The sequence below is a fragment of the Oscillatoria sp. FACHB-1407 genome (assembly GCF_014697545.1).
GTDB lineage: Bacteria > Cyanobacteriota > Cyanobacteriia > Elainellales > Elainellaceae > FACHB-1407.
Genome location: NZ_JACJSA010000006.1, coordinates 34739 through 57599, shown reverse-complemented (window position 1 = coordinate 57599; position 22861 = coordinate 34739). Strand labels below are relative to the sequence as shown.

Annotated in this window: 21 protein-coding genes; 8 read left to right on the top strand and 13 right to left on the bottom strand. The window is 47.3% G+C overall.

All coding sequences use genetic code 11. The annotated features are described in order from the left end of the window. Positions 1-107 precede the first annotated feature (107 nt). The 5 genes from rlmB to H6G89_RS11655 form a co-directional block, all read right to left on the bottom strand. Positions 108-1340, bottom strand: a complete 1233-nt coding sequence (gene rlmB, locus H6G89_RS11675) for a 23S rRNA (guanosine(2251)-2'-O)-methyltransferase RlmB (protein WP_190506273.1) — start codon at positions 1338-1340, stop codon at positions 108-110. A 303-nt stretch (positions 1341-1643) separates the two neighbouring features. Further along, positions 1644-2015, bottom strand: coding sequence for a Mini-ribonuclease 3 (locus tag H6G89_RS11670; RefSeq protein ID WP_375539688.1), 372 nt, complete (start codon positions 2013-2015; stop codon positions 1644-1646). Between the two features lie 50 nt (positions 2016-2065). Continuing rightward, positions 2066-2434 carry an STAS domain-containing protein gene (locus H6G89_RS11665; protein WP_190506777.1) on the bottom strand — a complete coding sequence of 123 codons (369 nt, stop codon included), beginning with the start codon at positions 2432-2434 and terminating at the stop codon, positions 2066-2068. 146 nt (positions 2435-2580) lie between these two features. Further along, the gene (gene radC, locus H6G89_RS11660; protein WP_190506271.1) at positions 2581-3312 is read right to left on the bottom strand and encodes a RadC family protein; all 732 of its coding nucleotides are present in this window, start codon (positions 3310-3312) and stop codon (positions 2581-2583) included. Positions 3313-3429: 117 nt separating this feature from the next. Continuing rightward, positions 3430-4563: a geranylgeranyl reductase family protein gene (locus H6G89_RS11655; protein WP_190506268.1), complete on the bottom strand. Its 1134-nt coding sequence runs from the start codon at positions 4561-4563 to the stop codon at positions 3430-3432. A 515-nt stretch (positions 4564-5078) separates the two neighbouring features. On the opposite strand from H6G89_RS11655, the gene H6G89_RS11650 reads away from it, so the two are divergent. Continuing rightward, positions 5079-5255, top strand: coding sequence for a family 2 glycosyl transferase (locus H6G89_RS11650; RefSeq protein ID WP_190506266.1), 177 nt, complete (start codon positions 5079-5081; stop codon positions 5253-5255). Positions 5256-5425: 170 nt separating this feature from the next. Here the strand turns inward: H6G89_RS11650 and frr are convergent, their stop codons facing one another. The 3 genes from frr to H6G89_RS11635 all read right to left on the bottom strand — a co-directional run bounded on the left by frr (position 5426) and on the right by H6G89_RS11635 (position 7323). Then, positions 5426-5974 (bottom strand): ribosome recycling factor, encoded by a 549-nt coding sequence (gene frr / locus H6G89_RS11645; protein WP_190506265.1) that lies wholly within the window; start codon positions 5972-5974, stop codon positions 5426-5428. Next, entirely contained in the window at positions 5961-6689 is a 729-nt protein-coding gene (gene pyrH, locus H6G89_RS11640) for a UMP kinase (RefSeq protein WP_190506263.1), read from the bottom strand. Before pyrH ends, frr begins: the two co-directional genes overlap by 14 nt. 91 nt (positions 6690-6780) lie before the next feature. Further along, entirely contained in the window at positions 6781-7323 is a 543-nt protein-coding gene (locus tag H6G89_RS11635; RefSeq protein WP_190506261.1) for a thioredoxin family protein, read from the bottom strand. A gap of 80 nt (positions 7324-7403) precedes the next feature. Between H6G89_RS11635 and selD the strand changes: the two genes are divergently transcribed. From selD to cysC, 4 genes are all read left to right on the top strand, one after another. After that, positions 7404-9689, top strand: coding sequence for a selenide, water dikinase SelD (gene selD, locus H6G89_RS11630; RefSeq protein ID WP_190506260.1), 2286 nt, complete (start codon positions 7404-7406; stop codon positions 9687-9689). A gap of 38 nt (positions 9690-9727) precedes the next feature. After that, positions 9728-10819 carry a tRNA 2-selenouridine(34) synthase MnmH gene (gene mnmH / locus H6G89_RS11625; protein ID WP_190506257.1) on the top strand — a complete coding sequence of 364 codons (1092 nt, stop codon included), beginning with the start codon at positions 9728-9730 and terminating at the stop codon, positions 10817-10819. Positions 10820-10867: 48 nt separating this feature from the next. Continuing rightward, positions 10868-11851 (top strand): RsmB/NOP family class I SAM-dependent RNA methyltransferase, encoded by a 984-nt coding sequence (locus H6G89_RS11620; protein ID WP_190506255.1) that lies wholly within the window; start codon positions 10868-10870, stop codon positions 11849-11851. Between the two features lie 108 nt (positions 11852-11959). Then, positions 11960-12523, top strand: coding sequence for an adenylyl-sulfate kinase (gene cysC, locus H6G89_RS11615; RefSeq protein WP_190506253.1), 564 nt, complete (start codon positions 11960-11962; stop codon positions 12521-12523). A gap of 87 nt (positions 12524-12610) precedes the next feature. Here the strand turns inward: cysC and H6G89_RS11610 are convergent, their stop codons facing one another. From H6G89_RS11610 to H6G89_RS11590, 5 genes are all read right to left on the bottom strand, one after another. Next, the gene (locus tag H6G89_RS11610) at positions 12611-13519 is read right to left on the bottom strand and encodes an Npun_R2821/Npun_R2822 family protein (protein ID WP_190506251.1); all 909 of its coding nucleotides are present in this window, start codon (positions 13517-13519) and stop codon (positions 12611-12613) included. A 10-nt stretch (positions 13520-13529) separates the two neighbouring features. Beyond that, the gene (locus tag H6G89_RS11605; RefSeq protein WP_190506250.1) at positions 13530-14540 is read right to left on the bottom strand and encodes an Npun_R2821/Npun_R2822 family protein; all 1011 of its coding nucleotides are present in this window, start codon (positions 14538-14540) and stop codon (positions 13530-13532) included. A gap of 99 nt (positions 14541-14639) precedes the next feature. Continuing rightward, a complete protein-coding gene (locus tag H6G89_RS11600; protein ID WP_190506248.1) occupies positions 14640-15623 on the bottom strand; it encodes a glycosyltransferase family 10 domain-containing protein in 984 nt (327 codons plus the stop codon). 661 nt (positions 15624-16284) lie between these two features. Further along, positions 16285-18360 (bottom strand): ABC transporter ATP-binding protein, encoded by a 2076-nt coding sequence (locus H6G89_RS11595; protein WP_190506247.1) that lies wholly within the window; start codon positions 18358-18360, stop codon positions 16285-16287. 793 nt (positions 18361-19153) lie between these two features. Then, a complete protein-coding gene (locus tag H6G89_RS11590) occupies positions 19154-19360 on the bottom strand; it encodes a hypothetical protein (protein WP_190506243.1) in 207 nt (68 codons plus the stop codon). 158 nt (positions 19361-19518) lie between these two features. Between H6G89_RS11590 and gloB the strand changes: the two genes are divergently transcribed. The 3 genes from gloB to dnaB all read left to right on the top strand — a co-directional run bounded on the left by gloB (position 19519) and on the right by dnaB (position 22804). Continuing rightward, positions 19519-20292 carry a hydroxyacylglutathione hydrolase gene (gene gloB / locus H6G89_RS11585; RefSeq protein ID WP_190506241.1) on the top strand — a complete coding sequence of 258 codons (774 nt, stop codon included), beginning with the start codon at positions 19519-19521 and terminating at the stop codon, positions 20290-20292. Positions 20293-20462: 170 nt separating this feature from the next. Further along, a complete protein-coding gene (gene rplI, locus H6G89_RS11580; protein WP_190506239.1) occupies positions 20463-20924 on the top strand; it encodes a 50S ribosomal protein L9 in 462 nt (153 codons plus the stop codon). A 524-nt stretch (positions 20925-21448) separates the two neighbouring features. After that, positions 21449-22804: a replicative DNA helicase gene (gene dnaB / locus H6G89_RS11575; RefSeq protein WP_190506237.1), complete on the top strand. Its 1356-nt coding sequence runs from the start codon at positions 21449-21451 to the stop codon at positions 22802-22804. The last annotated feature ends 57 nt before the right edge of the window (positions 22805-22861 follow it).

Sequence of the window (22861 nt, the reverse complement as noted above, 5' to 3'; positions counted from 1 at the left end):
AACCAGAGCCCTCTCAAGGACTTCTCATCCCAAACCCAACTGAGTTTTCTAAGTATGTCTAGATATCAGTAGAATCTTCATTAAGCTTCAAGTTTTGTTATACTCTGTTACCCCTTATTTTGCAAAGCATCTAAAGAAACAATATTCACCCAACGCTGACGATAAATTTCGTATAACAACATGCCAGCAGCTACGGATGCATTGAGACTGGGAGTGTTGCCGTGTAGTGGCACTGAGATCAAAACATCACAATTGCGTTGAGTCAACAAACTTAAGCCTTCTCCTTCAGAGCCAATGACCAACGCAGTCGAGCCGTTAAACTTAACGGCATGAGCTGCCTGACTAGCCGTAGAAGCAGCCCCATAAATCCAGAATCCAGCTTTCTTTAGATCTTCCAGGGCGCGACTTAAATTGACAACCCTTGCAACTGGAAAAGTTTCTAAAGCTCCGGCGGCTACTTTGAGCACAGTTGACGTGATCCCCACGGTGCGACGTTGTGGAAGGATGAGTCCCTGTGCGCCGATCGCCTCTGCCGTACGCACAATTGCCCCCAAATTATGGGGATCGGTAATACCATCGACTGCAATTAATACAGGCTGATCACTGGCGGCTTTAGCCCGCTGAATCAACTCACTCAATTCCAGGTAATCATAGGGCGAAACCTGAGCCGCAACGCCTTGATGGTTCGCTCCTTGTGTCATTTGATCGAGTCGTCGTGGCTCAACCTCATCAATCACAGCCCCGTTGAGTTTCGCTTGCTCTAACAGCGTGTGAAAACGGGGATCATACCGCAACCGAGAAGTAATCCAGATGCGATGGAGAGGGCGTTGGCTTTCCAGGGCACTCAAAACCGGATGCCGACCGTAGACCAGATCGGTATCAGCTTCATCCGTCAATGAGGGATCGATAGACTGAACTTCTGGAGCAGGAGGATTGGCAATGACTTTTTTAGACGTGGCTGATTTAGACGTGGCTGATTTAGATACTGGAGAGACTTCCGCAGGTCTTTGAAACCGCTTAGATTTAGATGCTTCTCGATCCCCCTTTAACCGGGGAGACGTGAAGCGGTCACTCCTTTGGGGCGATCGCTTCGATTCTGACCGCTCCTCACGCGAATTGGGGCGATCGCCTCGTTTGCTAGGGGCATCTGTACCCCGCTTGCCATATTTAGAACGGGGGGGGCGTCCTCGCTTGGGGTAATCCCCCTCTGAGTCACCCTCAGCTTCAGAACGAATCGGTTGAGTAATAATCCGCTTACCTGTCCGCTTAGCTGCCGCTTTGGAAGAACCGTTGCGCTGTGGACGATTTTGAGAACCGGAGTTTCGATGCTTTGGAGCCATATGTCATCAATCCCTAAAAATATTGCAAAAACCAAATCAACGAAACTAAAGCTGTCGCCACAAAGATCAGGCAGTTTTATCGCCGTAGCCCCATTCGATGGGGCGGAGGTGAGTCGGAAAGCTCCCCCAGCATTCAGGTTTGACCCATTGCCTTTGTCCTAAGTTTTCTGACCAAAGCTATAACACTTAAGACATCCACCTCAGACATTAGTGCAGTTAAGACATTGGTGTAGTCAGCCTTCACCTTCTAACCTCTGTCTTCTGTCTTCTTTTTGCTATTAGCTGCCCAATTCGTTACGGAATTCAAATCTCCAATGAATCACCTGGAGGCACATCAAACTCTAGTTGCCCCAGCAGATGCATTAATCGATGGAGATCAGTGAGGTATAAATACCCAATCAAAGCTTCTAATCCAGTCGCTTGTTGATAAACATCTGGATCTACCCGCTTGGGTCGATTTGTAGCGGCGTTTCGTCCTCGTTTGATAACTTCTAACTCAACCGCAGTCAGATGGGGTTCAAGCGATCGCAAATGTCGCGCTTGTCCCTCCGCCCGCACTTGATCAACTACCTGTTTATGATAAGCCTGCAACCGCTTAGGTGGCATCAGGTAGTAAGTCCGAATATATAGTTCGTAAACTGCATCCCCAACATAAGCTAAAGCGGCTGGTGGCAACCGCTGTATCTGAGCAGATGTTAAAGGTAGAGCGTTAAAGAGATGGGGAATCAGCTTTTCTTAAGATTCTCTATAGCAACATCAACTGACGTTTGCAGTGATAAGAACTGCTCCAGGCGAACGAGCTTAACAGTCTGAGTGACACGAGGATTCGTGATAATTTGCAGGGTTCCTCCGGCACTTTGCGCTTTTTTCACAAGTTGCACAAGGGCACCCAGCCCAGAACTGTCCACAAAATCAATCTGCGAAAGATCCAGGATGAAATTGGGTGGACCTTCCTCTACAAACTTGTCGAGCACCTTCCGAAACGTTGGCTCAGAGAAGGCGTCCAACAGTCCGGCAAGACGAAATAGTTGATAATTTTCCCTAACTTCGCGCGTGCCTCTCAGGCTAACGGTCAGGGTTAGTGTATCAGGGATAGGCTCCTCCTCGTTGCTTTAGTACTACAACGTTGTGCTTAATTCGACGCTTCAGTATAAAGCAGGACAGTGATATCTGCAATATCTTTGTCCTGGCTCTTTTGGTTCATTATGACGCTTGATCCCTTAAACGGGTTCTAAATTATTCAATCACCTTGAGGAAAATCAGTCCAAAGATGTGTCGTTTGACGCAGACTGGCGTAATTACCACTGCCAAGAATCAGGTGATCGAGGAGAGGAATTCCCAGAATTTGGGCACCTGACAACAGTTGTTTGGTTAAGGCGATGTCTTCAGGGCTGGGTTCAACACTGCCGGAAGGATGATTATGAGCCACAATTACTCGGACTGCCCCCTGGCGGATCACCTCTCGAAAAATGTCACGAGGATGTGCCAGGGTTTCCGTAGCCGTGCCAATGGTGATCACCTGAGTCCCCAAGAGCCGATGTTTGATATCCAGCAGGAGCACCGCAAATCGCTCTTGCGACTGCCACATGAGGTCATCACTAAGAGCTGCAACTGCAACCGACGGATCATCCACTACCGTTTTTTCGGAGGGACGCGCATTAAAGACCCGTTTACCCAGTTCGATCGCCGCAATGATGGTCGTCGCTTTGGCAGGTCCAATTCCTGGAATTTGGGTCAGCTCTTGAGGGGTAATCTCGCGCAGTAGGCTGAGTGGATCACGTTGATGTTGGCTAAGTTGTTTCAGGATGTGCTGTCCTAAACCAACCGCTGAGAGTTTACCGGGTCCTTGACCCGTCCCTAATAGGATGGCGAGTAGCTCAGCTGTGGCTAAACTTTTTGCGCCTTGACTCATCAGCCTTTCACGAGGTCGCTCGGTTAAAGGAAGATCGGCAACTCGAAGGCTATACGTCATGATGCACCTGCTCAGCGGAAAATGAAAGCTATTTTCATTTATCCCGAAATTATTAGGGTATGCTACAGGTTGCTTTTCAATGAGGTGCCATCTATGTCTCTATTGCCTATCCCTTACTTAGCTGCCCATACCAGGAAGTAGCCCTGTTGTGAGCCGTTTGATGGCGCGATTGGCAACATCCGCATAGCGCATTTCCCCACAGAGAATTTGACCAATGCGCTCGGTAGCAGAGGGACGCTTGATACCGACTCGATACCCGATTCCAGGGGCACGATAAAAGACCCCGGCAATGCGTTGTGCCCAGAGCATATCCGATCCCCATTCATGACTGATAGTTTCAGTATATTTTTCAAGAGCATTTTGATCGCCACCCAGAGCAGCATCGATCGCCTCTGCGGCTTTCATGCCACTAAAAATGGAAGGACGAATGCCTTCTGCGGTAAAGGGATCAACCACACACGCAGCTTCTCCAGCCAGGAGTGCATTTTGAGTGTGTAACTTCTGATTGCCATCCCAAAGGCAGAGGGGATGTCCATATTGCTGACAGGTCTTGATATCAACACCGAATAGGGTGCCATATTCGCTCAGAATGCTCTTAAAGTCTTGTCCTTGCCCGCCGATAAAGGTACCGATGCCAATGGAATAGCCATCTGCTTTTGGGAAATTCCAGATGTAGCCGTTTTTGACCATGCCGAATTCAAAGTGGGCAACATCAGGATTTTCAACATGAGCGGGAGCCTCGGCTTCGAGGGCTGCTCCTAAGCGGCGTTTGCGCTCTTTAAACCCCAACCATTTTGCCATCGGTCCTTTGGCACCATCAGCCGCGATGAGATAGCGTCCGGTGACAGACCCGTGAGCGGTGTTTACTTGCCAATGACTGCTCTGAAACTCAATCCCAGTAACCTCGGTGCTATCTCGCAACTCTGCACCTTGCTTCTGCGCCTGTTGCACTAAAAAATGATCAAACACATCCCGCCTTACCATCCAGATCGGTTCTGGAGTTTTTAGTTTTGCTTCTACGGGGTCACCCATCTTCCAGGTGTACCGAATTTCATTCACTTTGAGAGAGATCGCAGGACTGAAGTCAAAATCAAACCACTGTGCCACCTGGGGAGACACGCCACCTCCACAGGGTTTGTAGCGAGGCAGAGAAGCCTTTTCTAGAATCAAGACTGAGCGTCCCCGTTTTGCCAGGTGATAGGCGGCTGTGCCTCCTGCGGGTCCAGCACCTACGATAATACAGTCGTACATTAGTGGTTTTATCCTCCGTACACCAGGTCTTAGCCAGATTGTGATGTTTAATCTCAGTTTCCCTATTCAATTCAATCATTGGGGGAGAGATTCGTAAAATATAGATTTGGTCAGAAAGCTTAGGACAAAGCGAATGGCTCCAACCCTGATGCTAGGAGCTTTCCGACTCGCCTCTGCTCCATCGAATGGAGCTATAACTATAACTGCTATAGCCATCCCATTTGATTCATAAAGAAGTCTGAGATACGGTCATTCGTCAATCGTCATTAGTCAATGGTCAATCGTGGCTGGTCATATACAAATGACGAATGACGAATGAAAGAGTATTCACGATCGATTTAGGACTACTACATCCCTTGAAATGGTTGAGAATAGCTAGCTTGTGTTTATTTAGTGGAGGAATTTCGATATTTGTACGGAGTACAAAGTTAAAGTGAAGTTCCTAGGATGATTGTGAAGGATTGATGAAGCGAAGCGGTTCTTCAAGGTTGTTCATCCAATTTGGAGCGTCACTTATGGTTTGGCAACTATGTATTCAATATGCGAATGGATCTGAGCGAGTTTTGCGCTCCTACAAAACACGAGAAGCTGCACTGAAGTGTGTGGATGCTATCTATTCGCAGGGCTATCCTCTACATATTGCCTATGTCGTTCGTTGCGCTCAAGCCTTTACGGCTCAGCAGGTGGCTTAAGGAGTAGCAGTTTTACTACCCCTACGAAAAGTAGGATTGTAACAAAAACCTATCCGAAAAAAAGCCATGCCTGTCAAAGTCATGTTCGCATGGATCGGATAGGTTGCTATCAATTGTCAATATTCAATTTAGAGGCTGAGATAAGGTACTTACCCTGATCCCAACAGCTATTAAACCGTCATGATGTCTGTTTCTTTTTCAGACAAAATTTGATCGATTTTAGAGATGTATTTATCAGTCAATTTTTGAATATTGTCCTGCATGGTGCGAGCTTCATCTTCAGAAATCTCGCTATTTTTCTCTTGCTTGCGAATCGTATCTACAGCATCTCGACGAATATTCCGAACCGAGACTTTGCCCTCTTCGGCGTATTTGGCAGCTACTTTGACTAACTCTTTGCGGCGATCGCTCGTCAGCGGTGGAATGTTGAGCCGAATAATCGAGCCGTCGTTATTGGGGGTTAACCCAATATCTGACATAGAAATGGCCTTCTCAATCAAATTGAGTGAGCCACGGTCGTAGGGTTGGATCGTGATGGTACTGGCATCGGGAGTACTGATCCCGGCAAGTGACTTAAGCGGGGTCGGCGAGCCATAGTACTCCACCATCACCTTGTCTAAAATGGCAGCATTGGCACGACCTGTCCGAATGGTGTTAAAAGCGCGTTGGGTAGATTCAACCGCCTTTTGCATGTGACTTTCTACATCAGCTAACTTCACAAGAGCCTCCCACAATCGTTCCTATTGGTTCTCCCAGTAAAGCGCGTTTGATATTTCCCTTGCCAGAGAGATCAAACACGATAATGGGGATGTTGTTATCTTTGCACAGAGCGATCGCCGTGCCATCCATCACGCGCAGGTTGTGACTCAAAACGTGCCCATAGGTGAGACTTTGATAGCGACGCGCATTGGGATTGACCTTGGGATCAGAGTCATAAATCCCATCAACTTTTGTCGCCTTAAATACAACCTCGGCATTGATTTCAGCGGCTCGCAGGGCTGCCGTTGTGTCGGTTGTAAAGAAAGGATTACCCGACCCTGCTCCAAAAATGACAACGCGCCCCTTCTCCAGATGACGAATGGCGCGACGACGAATGTACGGTTCAGCGACTTCTTGCATTTCGATCGCCGTTTGCACTCGTGTGGGAACCCCATTTTGCTCCAGCGCATCTTGTAGGGTCATCGCATTCATCACCGTTGCAATCATGCCGATATAATCTGCTGTAGCCCGATCCATTCCGGCGGCTGCACCTTTAATTCCCCGAAAGATATTACCACCACCTACTACGATCGCCGTTTGAATCCCTTCTGCTACAACATCCGTAATTTCCTGAGCAATGCTATGAACCACTGCCGGATCAATGCCATAGTTAAGCTCGCCCATGAGGGCTTCACCGCTCAGTTTCAATAAGACCCGCCGATATGTAATCCCCATTTAGTGACAATTTTCTGAACTCAAGTTGTTTCAAACCTACCATAACAGTAGAAACAGCTTCCACGATCGCAAATCGGGACGGAATTGCGTTTCATCGCCACTTGACCGAGCAGCCAATCGCTTCAGTCGAGGCAACTGTGATGGCGTGACCTGCTAGTAGCTCAGCGATCGCATCCTTTAAATAAGACATCTTTACCGCATTGGCATCCTGAGCATTATCGTCGATTGCGCCGTCATAGCGCACAACCCCTTGCTGATCGAGCAGAAATACTTCTGGTGTCCGCTCGGCTCCAAAGCTGCGAGCCACATCCTGAGACACATCTCTTAGATAGGAGAAGTTGAGCTGATTGTCGGCAGCAAACTGTTTCATGTTCTCGAAACTATCATCGGGATAGTGGGTATCGTCATTGGCGTTAATTCCAATTAAGGTCAAGCCCTGTTTTTGAAACTCATCCTGGATCTGCTTCAACCGTTCCAGATAGAGTCTGACGTAGGGGCAGTGATTACACATAAAAACTACGCCCACTGCCTGAAATCGCTTTAAGTAATTGGCGAGATGATGCACAGACCCATCCACCCCTGGTAACTCAAAATCAGGAGCGTAACTGCCAATGGGGGTGCCTAACTTTTCCATATGATCAACCCTTTCTCAATAGTCACCATTTATAACGATTTTTTGATGGTTTTGACACAGCCACTCTAGAGAATTAAAGAATGCAATCGTCTAATCAATCCATTACTCAAGATTTAGTGCTGGTTGGAGGAGGTCACAGCCATGCGATCGCCCTCAAGTTGTTTGGCATGGCTCCTTTGCCCGGAGTCAGGCTGACCCTGATCACCGATGTTTACCACACGCCCTATTCAGGCATGTTACCGGGATATGTTGCCGGGGTGTATGACTTTGACCAGTGCCACATTGATTTACGTCCTTTAGCTCAGTTTGCCCAGACAAGACTCATTGCAGATCGAGCGATCGCCCTGGATCTCGAAAATAATCGGGTCATCTGTGCTCACCATCCCCCGATCGCCTTTGACCTGTTATCGCTTGATATTGGCAGCACCCCGAATGTTACCGAAGTGCCGGGGGCGAAAGAACATGCCATCCCCGTGAAACCCATCTCGCACTTTCTCAACAGTTGGGATCAATTGGTGGCAGACCTTGAGCGATCGCCTCACACAGCCATCAGCCTGGGAATTGTGGGTGGAGGTACAGGCGGAGTCGAACTGGCACTTAACATTCATGCCCGTCTAAAACGGCTTTATCAAAGTGTTGATGCACCTGATACCGCTGTCAAAGTTCATTTGTTCCATCGGGGGCAAGACTTGCTTGAAGGCAGTAGTGCCTGGGTGCGTCGTCAGATGCGATCGCAATTGGTACAACGGGGCATTCAAGTTCATCTGTCAGAAGAGGTGACAGAGGTACACGCCGATCGCGTTGCGTGTCGATCGGGGTTAGTGGTCAAGTGCGATCGCCTGTTTTGGGTGACTCAAGCCACTGCTGCGGCCTGGATAGGCGAGTCAGGATTAGCAACCGATCTACAGGGATTCATTCAAGTGAATGACTATTTGCAATCCACCTCCCATCCACAAGTCTTTGCGACGGGGGATATTGCCACAATGGTATGTCATCCGCGTCCCAAAGCAGGAGTCTTTGCCGTGCGCCAGGGTAAGCCCCTGTTTGAAAATCTACGCCATGCCCTATTAAAGCAACCGTTGCAAAAATTCGTGCCCCAACGACGCTGGTTGAGCTTGATTGGCATGGGGGACTGTACGGCGATCGCCACCCGTGGACAGTTTGGGTTGGGACCCCATCCGCTGATCTGGCAGTGGAAAGACCACATCGATCGCCGCTTCATGGAACGCTTCACCCAACTCCAACCGATGGGGGCTCCCAAAATCTCCTTTTCAGCCGTAGCAAGAGGACATCAAGAGTCCCACGCGGATGCTCAAATCCCCCAAATGCATTGCGCTGGCTGTGGCTCCAAGGTTGGCAGTGTGGTGTTAGAACGAACCCTGCAACGGATTCAGCAGGACTATCCCCAAACTCAACCGGATGACATTGTTGTAGGGTTAGATGCGCCGGATGATGCGGCAGTCATTCGCGTTCCGGTCGATCAACTTCTGGTGCAAACGGTCGATTACTTTTCAGCTCTGGTTGATGATCCCTTTGTGTTTGGACAAATCGCCACAAACCATTGCCTCAGCGATTTGTTTGCCATGGGTGCCACTCCTCAGAGTGCTCTGGCGATCGCCACCTTACCCTACGCCACGACTGCTAAAACAGAGGAGACGTTGTATCAACTGTTATTGGGTGCCACCAAAGTGCTTCAGCAGGCTCAAGCTGTCCTGATTGGAGGACACACAACTGAAGGAGACCGTCTCGCCTTTGGACTCAGTTGTAACGGATTGATCCAGCCCGATTGCCTGCTGACAAAGGGGGGAATGCAACCGGGGCAGGTGTTGATTCTGACCAAGGCGTTGGGCACCGGAACGTTGTTTGCGGCAGATATGCAATTTAAGGCCAGAGGACGTTGGATTGAGTCTGCCATTGACTCTATGCTGTTGTCGAACCAATCGGCAGCGCAATGCTTTCAGCAATATCGGGCGACGGCTTGTACTGACATCACTGGATTTGGTTTATTAGGGCATTTAGTTGAAATGATTCGGGCATCCCATGTGGCAGTTGAGTTGGAATGGGCAGCGATTCCCATTTTGGCAGGAGCACACGAAACGCTACGCCAGGGGATCGTCAGTTCTCTGCACGCTCAAAATGCGATCGCCTCTCCTGAGCTTGCTAATCTGACCGAAATCCAGAATTTTCCTCTCTATCCAATCCTGTTTGATCCGCAGACCTCCGGAGGCTTGTTGGCAAGCGTTCCAGCAGACGAGGCGATCGCGTGTCTTGCTGCGCTAAAGGACAAGGGGTATAGTCACAGTCGCATCATTGGTCGCGTCCTCTCTACCTCAGACAGTCACCCACCCATTAGGATCAAGGTATAGCCCAACCATCCATTGTTTCTCGCGTTTGTATCTACGCAATGCCTCAATCCCTGGAAGTCACTGATTTTCTCACCAATCCCGGCATCATTCTCGATGTCCGCAGTCCGGCTGAATATACTCAAGGTCACATTCCCGGAGCCGTCAGTTTTCCGTTGTTTACCGATGAAGAACGAGCACAGGTAGGCATCTGCTATAAACATCAGGGGCGAGATCAGGCAGTGGAATTGGGGTTTGCGATCGCCGGACCCAAATTTGCTGATTTCATTGCGCGTGCAAAAGAACTTGCTCCCGATCGTGTTGTACGACTGCACTGCTGGCGCGGTGGCATGCGAAGCGGAGCCGTTGCCTGGGTACTGGAAATGGCAGGCTTTCACGTTTCAACCCTGGTTGGGGGTTACAAAGCCTTCCGGCGTTGGGTTCTCGAAACAACTTATGTGCCTCGACCGATCCTGATTTTGGGAGGCATGACGGGCACAGGCAAGACAGCCATTCTCTCAGCCTTAGCTGATATGGGAGAGCAGGTACTTGACTTAGAGGCGATCGCCCATCATCGCGGCAGCAGCTTTGGCAGTTTGGGAATGCCACTCCAACCCACAAACGAGCAATTTGAAAACACGGTGGCCACGCAATGGGTAGCCTTTGATCCTCAAAGACCTGTCTGGATCGAGGCTGAGAGCAAACGCATTGGCATTTGCCGCATTCCAGAAAGCCTGTTTCAGCAAATGCATCGGGCACCTGTGATTGAAGTGGTGCGATCGCGCCAGGAACGATTGTCCTTACTGGTAGATGTCTACGGTTCTGCCGATGTTGAAGAACTCGTGGCGGCCACTGAGCGCATTCGCAAACGCCTGGGTGGCTTACGCACTCAACAGGCGATTGAGTTGTTGCGTCAACAGCAATTGACGGAGGCGTTTGACATCATCCTGGAGTACTACGACAAAACCTATACCTACGATCTTCAGCAACGCAGCACTCCCATTTATCCCCTCAATCTGTCCGGTTTATCTCCGTCCGTCAGTGCCACTCAACTCATTCAACAGGCTCGGCAACTCGTCCCCAACCTTGAGGGAACGCTAGAATCCCATCGGATATTTGCTCCATTATCCCAAGTCCAGATGGCGTCCTCTTAATTCTTCTGGTCACTCTAAAATCGGACATCTAAAATCCAAAATCGCTACATGCAACCTGCTTCTAACCTACTGATTAAATCGAGCCATCGATTATTTGCGGACACAACCGCTCAAGCGCAATTTGTCGAGGCGTTGACCCATCCCCAACCGTTTCATCCGTCGATTTTGTGGTGTCGAGCTAAACCGGACGACTTCCCCTTCACTACGGAGCCTCCTCTTCCCTGGCAACCTGAGTTTGTCGATCGATTGGCGATCGCCACAAAACCGGGGCAACATCCTCTGCATCAGGCAGGTTACTACTACTGCCTCGATTTTTCCTCCGTGTTTGCGGCGTCTGTCCTGTTGGCGATCGCTCAACCCACTCCAGTCATTGTCGATATGTGTGCCTCCCCTGGAGGTAAAAGCCTGTTTGCCTGGAGAGCACTCCAACCCCAACGGTTAATCAGTAATGAGGTTATTGGTAAGCGCATCGGAGCTTTACTCTCTAACTTGAAGCGATGCCAGAATGCAGATTGGTCGGAATCTCCAACTCAACAAATCATCAGCAATATAGATTCCAAAATACTCGCAGAAGAAATTCCCCAATCTGCTGATCTTGTCATTGTCGATGCTCCGTGTACGGGTCAATCTTTGCTCGCAAAAAATGAAAAAAACCCAGGATGTTTTCATCCAGTAACCATTAAAAAAAATGCCAATCGCCAAAAGCGAATCTTGGCAAACTCCGCTCAACTGGTTGCCCCTCGCGGCTATTTAGCCTACATGACCTGTGCCTATTCTCCTGAAGAAAATGAACAAGTCAGCGAATGGTTTCTAAAGCACTTTTCTCATTTTGCTCCAATCCCAATTGCTCATCTCTCTCCCTATCAATCTCACTTAACTGATTTACCCTGCTATCGCATGTTTCCTCAAGACAAGTTAGGGGCTGGAGCGTTTACAATTCTGTTTCAAAATACTCAAACTCAGGAACGCAATTCTTTTCCTGATCCGTTTCTACAACGGGCTGGATTAATCAAACTTGCATTGCATTCGTGATTCTTATGATTTGCAGTGCAAATGATTGCCAGATAGAAAAAGCATAACTCGATAGTCATAATCCGTTACACTAGACCTTTGAAAAGTTAGTAGCAGATTTGATCATCGATGAGTGCAGAGCAGCGTGGCGTAACGGTCTGGTTTACTGGTTTAAGCGGTGCAGGTAAAACCACTCTCAGAATGGCGGTAGAAAAAGAACTTCGCGCCCAAAATCTCAAGGTCGAAGTTCTGGATGGTGACATTGTTCGAGAAAATCTCACCAAAGGGTTAGGCTTTAGCAAAGCAGACCGAGACGAAAACATTCGTCGCATCGGCTTTGTCGCTCATCTACTGACGCGCAACGGGGTCATTGTCTTAGTTTCAGCCATCTCCCCCTACCGCGACATTCGAGATCAGGTCAGGGACAAAATCGGCAACTTCGTCGAAGTTTACGTCAACGCTCCTTTAGAGGTCTGTGAACAGCGCGACGTCAAAGGGTTATACAAAAAAGCTCGTGCGGGTGAACTTAAGCAATTCACCGGAATTGATGATCCCTACGAAGCACCACTTAATCCTGAGGTTGAATGCAGAACCGATCAGGAAACTCTGGAAGAGAGCACTGAGAAGGTTTTAGGGAAATTAGAAGCATTGGGCTATATTTCGCCCGTATCCCTCGTCAACCCCGTTCCGTAACTTCATCGTGTCAAGGTTGGGATCACAGTTGAAGTGCAACGCTTATGGAATCACCTCAACATCACCCAACCTCTAACCCCATCTAACCTATCGCCCTTTGATCAGACTCGCTAAGCGTTGCCGCAAGCTCTTTTTCCGCTTTACCGAAGGATAATAAGCGGGTTTTTCCTCGTTTAAGTAGCGGTAATGTTCCCAAATTTCCCAATAGGGACATCCCGGTTCAATCCGAATCCCTGCCCAATGCAAATATTGCAATGGCTGATTAACGTTGGGATCGATCAGACGGAAGCCATCTCGCTGAAATCGCGTACTTCCTCCCCAGTTACCTGGACCCCCTCCGGGTCGGCGAACAATATTAAAGCGTTTGGGCACTCGCTTTAGGATCATGTAGTTAATGATGGGCTGATCGGATGTCTTTTGAGTGAAATCAAAATACTCCGGATGCTGAGCACATTCCTCAAACGTGGCATACAGATCGTCTTCTGTAATGACTCCTTTCTTAGAACCCCAAAAGCCACAATTAAAGACATCTTTTAGCTCTGGTTCGCTAAAAACATTTAACTCTATTACTTTAGGGGAAAAGACATTCTCAATTCCTCCATTGTGTTGATAATCACAACAGATAAAATCGTATTCAGACAGATAGTTGAGATTGTCAGCTATCTTTTCAAACACAACAATATCTGTGTCGATGTAGAGGAACTCATCAAAGGGACCAAACCAACACGCCTGCTTCCGAAATTGATTGGGTCGGGCAAAAAAGCGTTGACCAAATACGTCGCTGAGTTTGATTGAAAGACGATTTACAAACTCCAAGTCTTCGTAGATTTGGACACCATAGGTTGTTGTGAGTAAGTCAGCGATCGCCCCATAGTTATCATCATAGGGAATCATCATGATTGGGGTTTCAGCATCATAAAAGCGAATGCTTTTAATCAACGCAATAGTCTGATCAATGACGCGATCGTTAGCAATAATGTAAATTCCACGGCTCACACTCAACCCCTCACTTTGCTTTTACTAGTCCAACTTTTCGCAATGCTCGTGTCATCAAACTGGGAGGTGCACCAAATGGTTTGGGTTTTCCTTTCAGAACTGGACGTTTTTCGGGCTCATGCAGGTATCGATAATAGAGAAAAGTCTCCCGATAAGGAAACCCGTGATTGACACCCTGACACAATTCGTTGAAAGCCTTTGAGCTAAGCCCAATGTAGTGAATGTAGGTCAGACGACGTTCTCCGTCCTCGTAAAGCGTATTATCTCGCATCACAAAACGCTTTGAGGTAACAGCGTTTCCTGTACGCTGATCCTCAGGAAGTTCAAAGATCAAATTACAGACAGGGATGCCCGATCGCATCACCATGTAATTCAAAACAGATTGATTTGGAGCGTTGAGATAAAGCACTTCCGCTTCATTCTCTGCCAATTTAGAAACAATCCAATCTCGCTGTTCTTGAGGAAACATTCCCCGTTTTGAGGCAAAACATCCTGAACAAAAAATTTGTGTATTAATTTGCTCCTGACTGAAGATTTCTAATAGTTTGGGTGATTGTAAATTAAAAATGTGTGATGGGTCTGTGTATTGATAGTCGTAGACAACAAAATCGTTATTGTCTAACGCATCAAATATCACTTTTGGTGAGCCGAGCACCAATGTATCTGCGTCCAAATAGATGAAACGGTCAAAGGGTGCCCCCGGATCAAATGCAGCATAGCGATGGTTGCAATTTAAGCGGTAAACCTCAACCCCTTTTCTACGTTGCCATTTTTGGGTGGCGTAGGGATGAGTCCTCCAAACCTGCCTTGAAAAGTCTTCCCAACATCCGAATATTGTTGGGTCAGACATCAAAGTCACATCCTTTCGCTTTTCAACCTCCGCTTTGACTCGATCCAAATTATCGTCATAGGCAATAACACAAACTGGTGTACCAGGTGCGTTGGCTTCAATACTGTTCAGCAGAGCCACAAGTTGGTCATAAACGTAGTCATTCGCCAGCGTGTAAATACCGTCTACCATAAAAACATCCTCAACAAGTTAAGCGATATGGTTAGCAACCGTGCAAACACTGTGTGTCATAAAAATCCTTCCAATGTTTGGGTTAACGGTACGCTTGAACTAAGAACTGGAGAGTTGTTTAACTGTTTTGGATAACCAATTCAGCAAATTCAACTCGTGCAAAATAATCTGTCGGGCTTCGGCGATCGCATCTTTCGCTGCATACCACGCATCCGGAGTAGCAATTACCTCTTTGATATAGGCTAACCCCTTCTCATCCATACTGGGTAACCTGAGAAAACTACCCGGTGGCAATAGGCGATCGGCTGCTGAACCGCCGTAATAGATAGGTAGACACCAAGCCAGCAGGGAATCCCACAGCTTCTCACTCACATACCAATCATTCTCAGCAAAGTTTTCGATCGCCAGGTTGTAGTAATACGGAGCCATCGCGTTCCATTTACTCAACAATTGACCGTTACCCTTTGCCCAATCTGGTAGCCCCCGACCATACAGGTCAAATTCTAGCCCGCTTTCTCGTAAAAGTTTGATGAAGCTCAAGCGATTCTGGTGATTAGCGGTGCGGTCGATTCCCGATGTAATCCAACTGCAAGGACTAACTTTCTCCGGTGCTCCCATCTCGTTCAAATCGCGAAAAGAGTTGGGATGATACCAGATAGCAGACATGGGTTCAGAAATGGGCGCAAAATCATCAGGCCCAGAAACATATTCACAATACTTTTCTGCTAGCCGATAGTCTTTAATTCTACGTTTTTCCTTCTCGACAAAAGGTGGTTCTCGTAAGGCAAAAATCACTCTTTCTTTCGGAACATTACGCAGGCTCTCCTGAAATTTTTGTTCTTCCTGCTCAGCAGTCATTTTGCCTTTGAATCTATTCAAGAACCAATTTTTGTTGCGAGATTTTCGACCAGGAAATTGGGTGAAGTTATACATCAATATGAAGTCTGGCTCTGGAGCATTTGCCACAACTTGAATATCCTTCCAAACTCCAAAAGGTTGAGGGGTTTGATGCCACATCCAGTCCCGTGGGCTTGGATTCAAGTCGTTGTAACTGCTAATCATGCCAACGATTTTCTGATCCATACTATTCGCACTCACTCTGCATCTCGCTCAGCAACATCTCCAGTCAGAGTCGCTCTTAAAGACTTATAACTAAAATTTTATTGATGGTCAGCTAACCTAAAGAAAGAGAATACAAAATTACAGATTTACTAATAACTCGCTCGTACTAAAGTCACTTGATTTTTATCTATCCTTGTTTAAGGCTTGCATTAGATACACAATCGCGATCGCTAGATAATTTACCTGGGAATCAATTGAAAATCAGTAGAGTTCTAGTAAATACTTTGTAAAAGCCGCTTTGTAAAATTACCCATTTGCAACGTTCTAATTATTTAGAAGTTCATATCGTTCATAAAACTACGCTAGCTATAGCTCCAATCTCATTCCTCAAGCCTTTGCCACCTCAAATCATACTCCTCCATTTTTGGGATGTTCAATAGCAGATTAACCCTTCATTTAAGTTTTACACTTTTGTAAAGCCACAGCCTACGGCAACTGCCGAGACAGGTAGGACAGTAGCTAGGACATAGCCGTCAAGTTTACTCTTCCCTAAACCCCGTCATCATCAACTTGAATGGAGCAAGCCGTAGAACCCTACACCAGCTTAGCGGTACTAAATCCCTACTCAACGGGGATATGTCTAACCCAAAACGGCTTGCCCAAACAGCCTAGAAATCACAACCTAGACGGTTTGATTTGCGTTTTCGACGTGGAGCTTCGACGTATTTTCCATACTGTCTTCATCCAAAGAGCCGTTTCTAGCCGCCCCTTCAACCATTTCTAACGTCTTAAGCAAGCTGGCTGCCGAGACGTAAGCTTCCTCGGTTAATTCGGTTTGCTCTTCAGGGGTTTCGGTCATACCATCTGCCAACAATCGCAGTGACCCTAAAGTCGAATTGAGGCGAGTCCGAATCTCATACGACAATTTCATTAAAGTTTCATTGCGAGTTGTCTGAATCACCTTCTTCGTGCTTTCCGAGAATTGCATCGAGTACAGACGGGCATATTGCCCATCCTTTTGCAGCAACTCGCTATGCGTTCCAACTTCAACCACAAGCCCCTTATCTAAGACTGCAATCTGGTTTGCTTTTTGCACTGTTGACAAACGATGAGCAATCACAACAGTAGTCCGGTTGAGACTTAAGTGCTCGATCGCTTGTTGAACTAATCGCTCCGAAACCGTATCTAGAGCACTCGTTGCTTCATCTAAGATCAGAATCTCAGGATCTTGCAGCAATGCGCGAGCGATCGCCAATCGTTGACGTTGACCTCCTGATAACATCACCCCGCGATCGCCGATTACCGTATTTAATCCATCTGGCAAGCGCACAATAAACTCGTAAGCGTTCGCCAACTTGGCAGCATCAATAATTTCATCTTCAGTGGCATCAGGTCGAGCGTAAGCGATGTTGTTGCGGATCGTGTCGTTAAACAAAAACGTATCCTGACTGACAATTCCCATCGACCGTCTTAAGCTACGGACATCAAAATCTCGCAGATCAATATCGTCGATCGTGATTGAGCCAGACGTTGGATCATAGAAGCGAGGAAGGAGATCAGCCAGGGTTGACTTCCCGGCTCCCGACGATCCGACGAGTGCCAGAGTCGTACCACGAGGTATGGTGAGACTAATCCCTTTTAGAACGAGGTCTGGGTGCCCTGGATAGGAGAACTGGAGGTCATTCAGGCAAATTTCTTTCTTGAGATGAGTAAATTCAAGAGAGCCATTCTCCATAAATGGCTTATTGTGAACGTTCAAGAAGTCATTCACCATTGCCACACTGGCAGAAGCATTCGCAAAAGTGCTACGGGCATTATTCAGTTGTGAAACAAAAGGAAGCAATCGGAATAAAACCAGCAGGTAAGTCAACAAGATGGTTGACATTGCTTCAATTTGGCTGCTGAAAATAGCACGACTAAAAAGCAGAATAAAGATGATGATACAAGTGCCTGTTAATTCGTTCAGAGGAGTAATAATTTCAGCATTCATCTGAGATTGAAACTCAAGCTTTTCTCGCTCCCGAATCAAAGCTTGAACATGTTTGTATTCCTTGTCCTCATTCCCCGTCGCTTTAACCAGACGAATTCCACTTAAAACTTCCAGGACACTGACTGAATATTCTCTAGAAGATTCGGAAAGAGCTTTTCCAAATTGTTTAGCCCGAGCAATAATGGACTGATTAAATAAGGCAACAATAGAGAGTAAGACTGTTGATGCGATAGTCAGTTGCCAGGAAATGGCGATCAGGATCCCTACAAAAACCAGAATTGTGATTGATGTCATTAGCATCCGAATCATCAAGCCGATGGATGCAGCCGTACGATTCACCTCTGTACCTAACCGATGAATCAAATCCCCCACTTGCATTCTGGAGTAGTAATCTAAATCAACCCTGAGTAAAAGCCGTAGTCCGGCTTCCCGTAAATCACGAGCCAACGCCCGTTTTAGGGAGCTAGAGGAGAGTGTGCTCAAATACCCTGTCACGTTTTTTAGGAGAATCGCTAGAAGAATGGCTCCCACCATGGCTAAAGGGCGAAGCTGCTCAGACATATTATTAAACGGTGCGAGCAGCCCTTTGATAATGGGTGGAAAGCCATCTAGCTGAAAATCTTGACCAGAAAGATTCAAGATAATCGGAGCAATCAAGGTGGTGCTGACACCGTTAAACAATGCTCCTGAAAACCCCAGCACAATGGTTAAGAAGATGTGACCAGGGTAGGGCTTAGCAAATTTGAGCAACAATCGGTTATCAGACATGCAATCTTTCCCAACAAGAACCTTTTAGAGTCGAGGCTAGTTTCAGGTACACCGCAGCATAGAAATCTAAATTAGTCTGAGCAGACCATTGACTTAAGGTTGGAATCAGAATTTTTAGCCTAGAAATACTACAAGCTTCAATACAACGTGTTTTGCGTATGGGCACCATCTTCCTGCTTAGTCTAATCTAAATCAGAAAATAGCTCTAATTTTCCTGTTGACATCCAGAATAACTTCATAACCCCCGCTTCGCCATGCTTGCATACTATGCAGCCCTTACCCTTAATGCGGTGAAGCTATGATCAACCTGTTGTAAAAGCGTACCCCCGGAGAAGTACGCCCCACATTCTGTTTAAGCTGCCGCATGATGCTGGTAAAAGGTGAAAGTCGCTCTTGACTGGACATAGGTATGACTGTGTTCCTAGATGCTGCTCAGCTTAACTGCAAATAAGGTTGCCAACGGGGACATAACCCACTTGCTGGCAACTTAAACTGCCTTAGGTTAGGCTGCACTAGCTTATCTAAGGATTGGAATAAACGGGTTTGAAGCCAATTCTTAATCAATATTGTGTAGCCTGAATGTTGTGTAGCCTGGTGGGCAAATTGCAGTTCAGATTAGCAATCCTGCAATGGACTTTTATAGCAACTGAAGGGTTGATTTGGACGGGGTGCAGAGGTTGAGTACTCTTATCTGGAGACGAAGCCACCACCCCCCCTGTTTCACCTGTCTTGACAGTTGCTACACACCAGGTTGGATCATGCAAACTAAATCAGCATCAAGATATCAGTACATTTAATCTACTAATCTCAACCGTCCATTCTGGATGTAATCAAAAACTCGGTTGATTTGACGCCGCTCTTCTTCTGTGATCTTGTGATCAGCAAGAATGGCAGAGGTTAGTTGTAAGTGTTCTTCACGATTCATCGCGCCATTTGCAATGATTTGGTCAACTAAAGTCGCAACATTTAAGCTTGATCTGCCCGAAACAGTCCATACCATAGGTTTACATCCTGATTCATATAGACAACCCAGCCCACTGAGCCTGGTTATTAATACTATTGTGTTGTCTCCCTCTGGTGATTTAGGCAAAGCTTAGATAAGACGATAATAAAGAGTTGATTAACTTAAGTACTTGTCTATACCAATGTCTACGCCCTATGGATATTCATCAACTTCCGGCTTTATCGGACAATTACATTTATGTGTTGCAGAATCGGGGCGATCGCACAGTAGCAGTCGTTGATCCGGCTGAGGCTCAACCTGTTTTGCAATGGCTAAAGAAAACTGACTCTCGCTTAACTGCAATTTTTAATACCCATCACCACGGTGACCATGTCGGGGGAAACACCCAATTAATCCGAGAATTTCCTGAGGCAGTGGTGTACGGAGGCGCAGAAGACTGGGGACGAATCCCGGGACAAACAGTTTTATTAAAGGAGGGTGATCATGTCGCATTTGGCGATTGCACTGCCGAGATTTTCTTTGTTCCCGGTCATACCAGAGCACACATCGCCTACTACTTTCCACCTGAAACTGTTGATGGGATGGGCGAGTTATTTTGTGGAGACACATTATTTGCTGGGGGATGCGGACGATTGTTTGAGGGCACCCCCCAGCAAATGGTGACATCGTTGAACAAATTGCGGACATTGCCTGACCAAACCAGAGTTTGGTGTGCCCATGAATATACCTTAAAGAATTTGGAATTTGCGTTGACGGTTGACCCAGACAACCCCGACTTGAATGTGCGATTTGCTGAAGTGAAAGAACGGCGATCGCACGGTGAGCCGACGGTTCCCTCGTTGCTGGGGGTTGAAAAGAAAACAAATCCCTTCCTTCGGTGGGATCAGCCCACCTTACAAACTGCGATGAAGAGTGCCGATCCGGTACAGACATTTGCTCGGTTGCGCGGAAAGAAGGATCAGTTTTAGCCGTCTTTGAGTCTGCATTAAAAACTGCCTTAAAATCGATTTTGGGTTGCGTTCGTCCTCTTCCATTCGCTATTATTATGTGTCTGGCATTATTCTGCTGACCAGGGTTCCCGTTTGGGGAATCGCACGGGGATCAGTACTAGCTATTTATTGGGTTATTGAGTCAGCTCATGGCAAAACGTGTTCAATTGGTTCTGAGTAAAGACATTAGTAAGCTTGGCAGAGCAGGAGATTTGGTCGAGGTAGCTCCTGGTTATGCCCGCAATTATCTCCTTCCTCAAGGATTAGCCGTCCACACCACACCTGGCATCTTGAAGCAAGTAGAGCGGCGGCGGGAAGAAGAACGGCAACGGTTGCTGGAGCAAAAGCGTGAGGCTGAAACCGTTAAAGCGGCATTGGAAAAAGCGGGTCGCTTCAGCATTTCTAAGCAGGTTGGTGAAAATGATGCCATTTTTGGTACGGTGACCGACCGCGAAGTTGTAGAGATCATTGCCAATGTAACTGGACATGAGATTGATCGACGCGGCGTCACTGTCCCCGACATCCACAAGCTTGGCTCCTACAAGGTTGATATCAAGCTGCACCCCGAAGTGACTGCGACTGTTGATGTTCAAGTAGTAGCATTGAAATAGGCGATCGCCCTCGATTTGGGGTTTTATCCTATTCTGGGGATCAACTTTGAATAAAGATATGAAGGCGAAAGGCGATTAAATTTGTCTTTCGCCTTTTTTCGCATCAGGCAGATTTAGATGACCGGACGCCCCCTTCTCATGACTGTCTTAACTGCACCAGACAAAGATTTGCTAAAGAGCAATAAATCTCGCTGAGATCCGTTAACATAGTACATGTATACTATTTTCTCAAGATTCATGTCAAACCCGAAGTCCTGTGGGATTGATGATCTTGCTGTAACGTTTCACTACCTACACCCCGTCCTCATTCTGGTAGCGCAACATAAGATGTGAGGGTTGAAGATTGAGCAACCGATCGCCTGCCACTCAATTATTGAGTTTTGTATAGCTGCTGATCGAAATCCTGTAGCACTACCAGTAGAGTAGTAAGGCATCTCTTCTGGTGCATACCGCTATATCTTGGTATCTTAGAGTTTCAAAAGATGCTGCTTTGACTGCGTTTATCCTGCTCAGACCTACCTGCCATGGTTCAAGAACTCAATTTTCAAGTCTATAGCGATCGCCTCCCACCTCAGAACGTTGACGCTGAAGAGGCTATTTTGGGGGGGATTTTGCTAGATCCAGAGGCAATTGGTCGAGTCGCAGAGTTGCTGCGCCCTGAAGCATTTTACATCAGTGCTCACCAAGAGATTTATCGAACAGCTCTGGCTCTTCATGCCCAGGGTAGACCCACTGACCTGATGAGCATTACCAGTCGTCTGTACGACAATGGGGCGTTGGACAAGATTGGAGGACAGAGTCGCCTGGCTCAATTGGTCGATCGCACGGTTAGTGCGGTCAACATCGACCAATATGCTCAACTGGTGATGGATAAGTTTCTGCGCCGCAAGTTGATCCAGGTGGGCAATGAGGTGGTGCAACTGGGGTATGAAACGAACTCTCCTCTCGAAAAGGTTTTAGACCAATCAGAGCAAAAGATTTTTAGCATTACTCAGGTTCGTCCTCAGCAAAGCCTGGTGGCAACCGCTGATATTCTGACTTCAACCTTCTCAGATATTGAAAGCCGTTCCCTGGGGATGGTGCTGCCGGGGATTTCCTGCGGGTTCTATGATCTGGATGCGATGACACAAGGGTTTCAACGATCTGACCTCATCATCGCAGCAGGTCGTCCATCCATGGGAAAAACCAGTTTTGTGCTCAACATCGCTCGCAATATCGCTGCTTTTCACAAATTGCCTGTAGCCGTCTTTAGCTTGGAGATGTCAAAGGAGCAACTGGTCTATCGTCTGTTGTCAAGCGAAGTCAAAATTGAGAGTGGGCGACTACGTTCCGGGCGGATCAACCAGAATGAGTGGGAGCCCCTGGGACATGCGATTAGTATCTTGTCGCAACTGCCAGTCTTTATCGACGATACACCTAATATTTCCGTCAATGAAATGCGCTCGAAAGCCCGTCGCCTTCAGGCCGAGCAGGGTGGTGCGTTGGGACTGATTCTAATTGACTACTTACAGCTAATGGAGAATGGTGGCAGCGAAAACCGGGTTCAGGAGTTATCGCGTATTACTCGTGCCTTGAAGGGATTGGCGCGTGAGTTAAATGTACCTGTGATTGCGTTGTCTCAGTTGAGTCGGGGTGTAGAGTCGCGTACAAACAAGCGTCCTATGATGTCTGATCTGCGGGAATCAGGAAGTATCGAGCAGGACGCTGACGTCATTATTATGTTGTACCGGGATGATTACTATAATCCGGATACACCGGATCGGGGCATTGCGGAAATCATTATTACCAAGCACCGGAATGGTCCTGTTGGGACAGTGAAGATGCTGTTTGAACCGCAGTTTACGTTATTCCGGAACCTCGCCTCGCCGCAGCGCAGCTAATGGGTGGGAGCGATCGCATCCTTTCACTCGCAACTCTAGTCATCTCTGAGAGCTTCA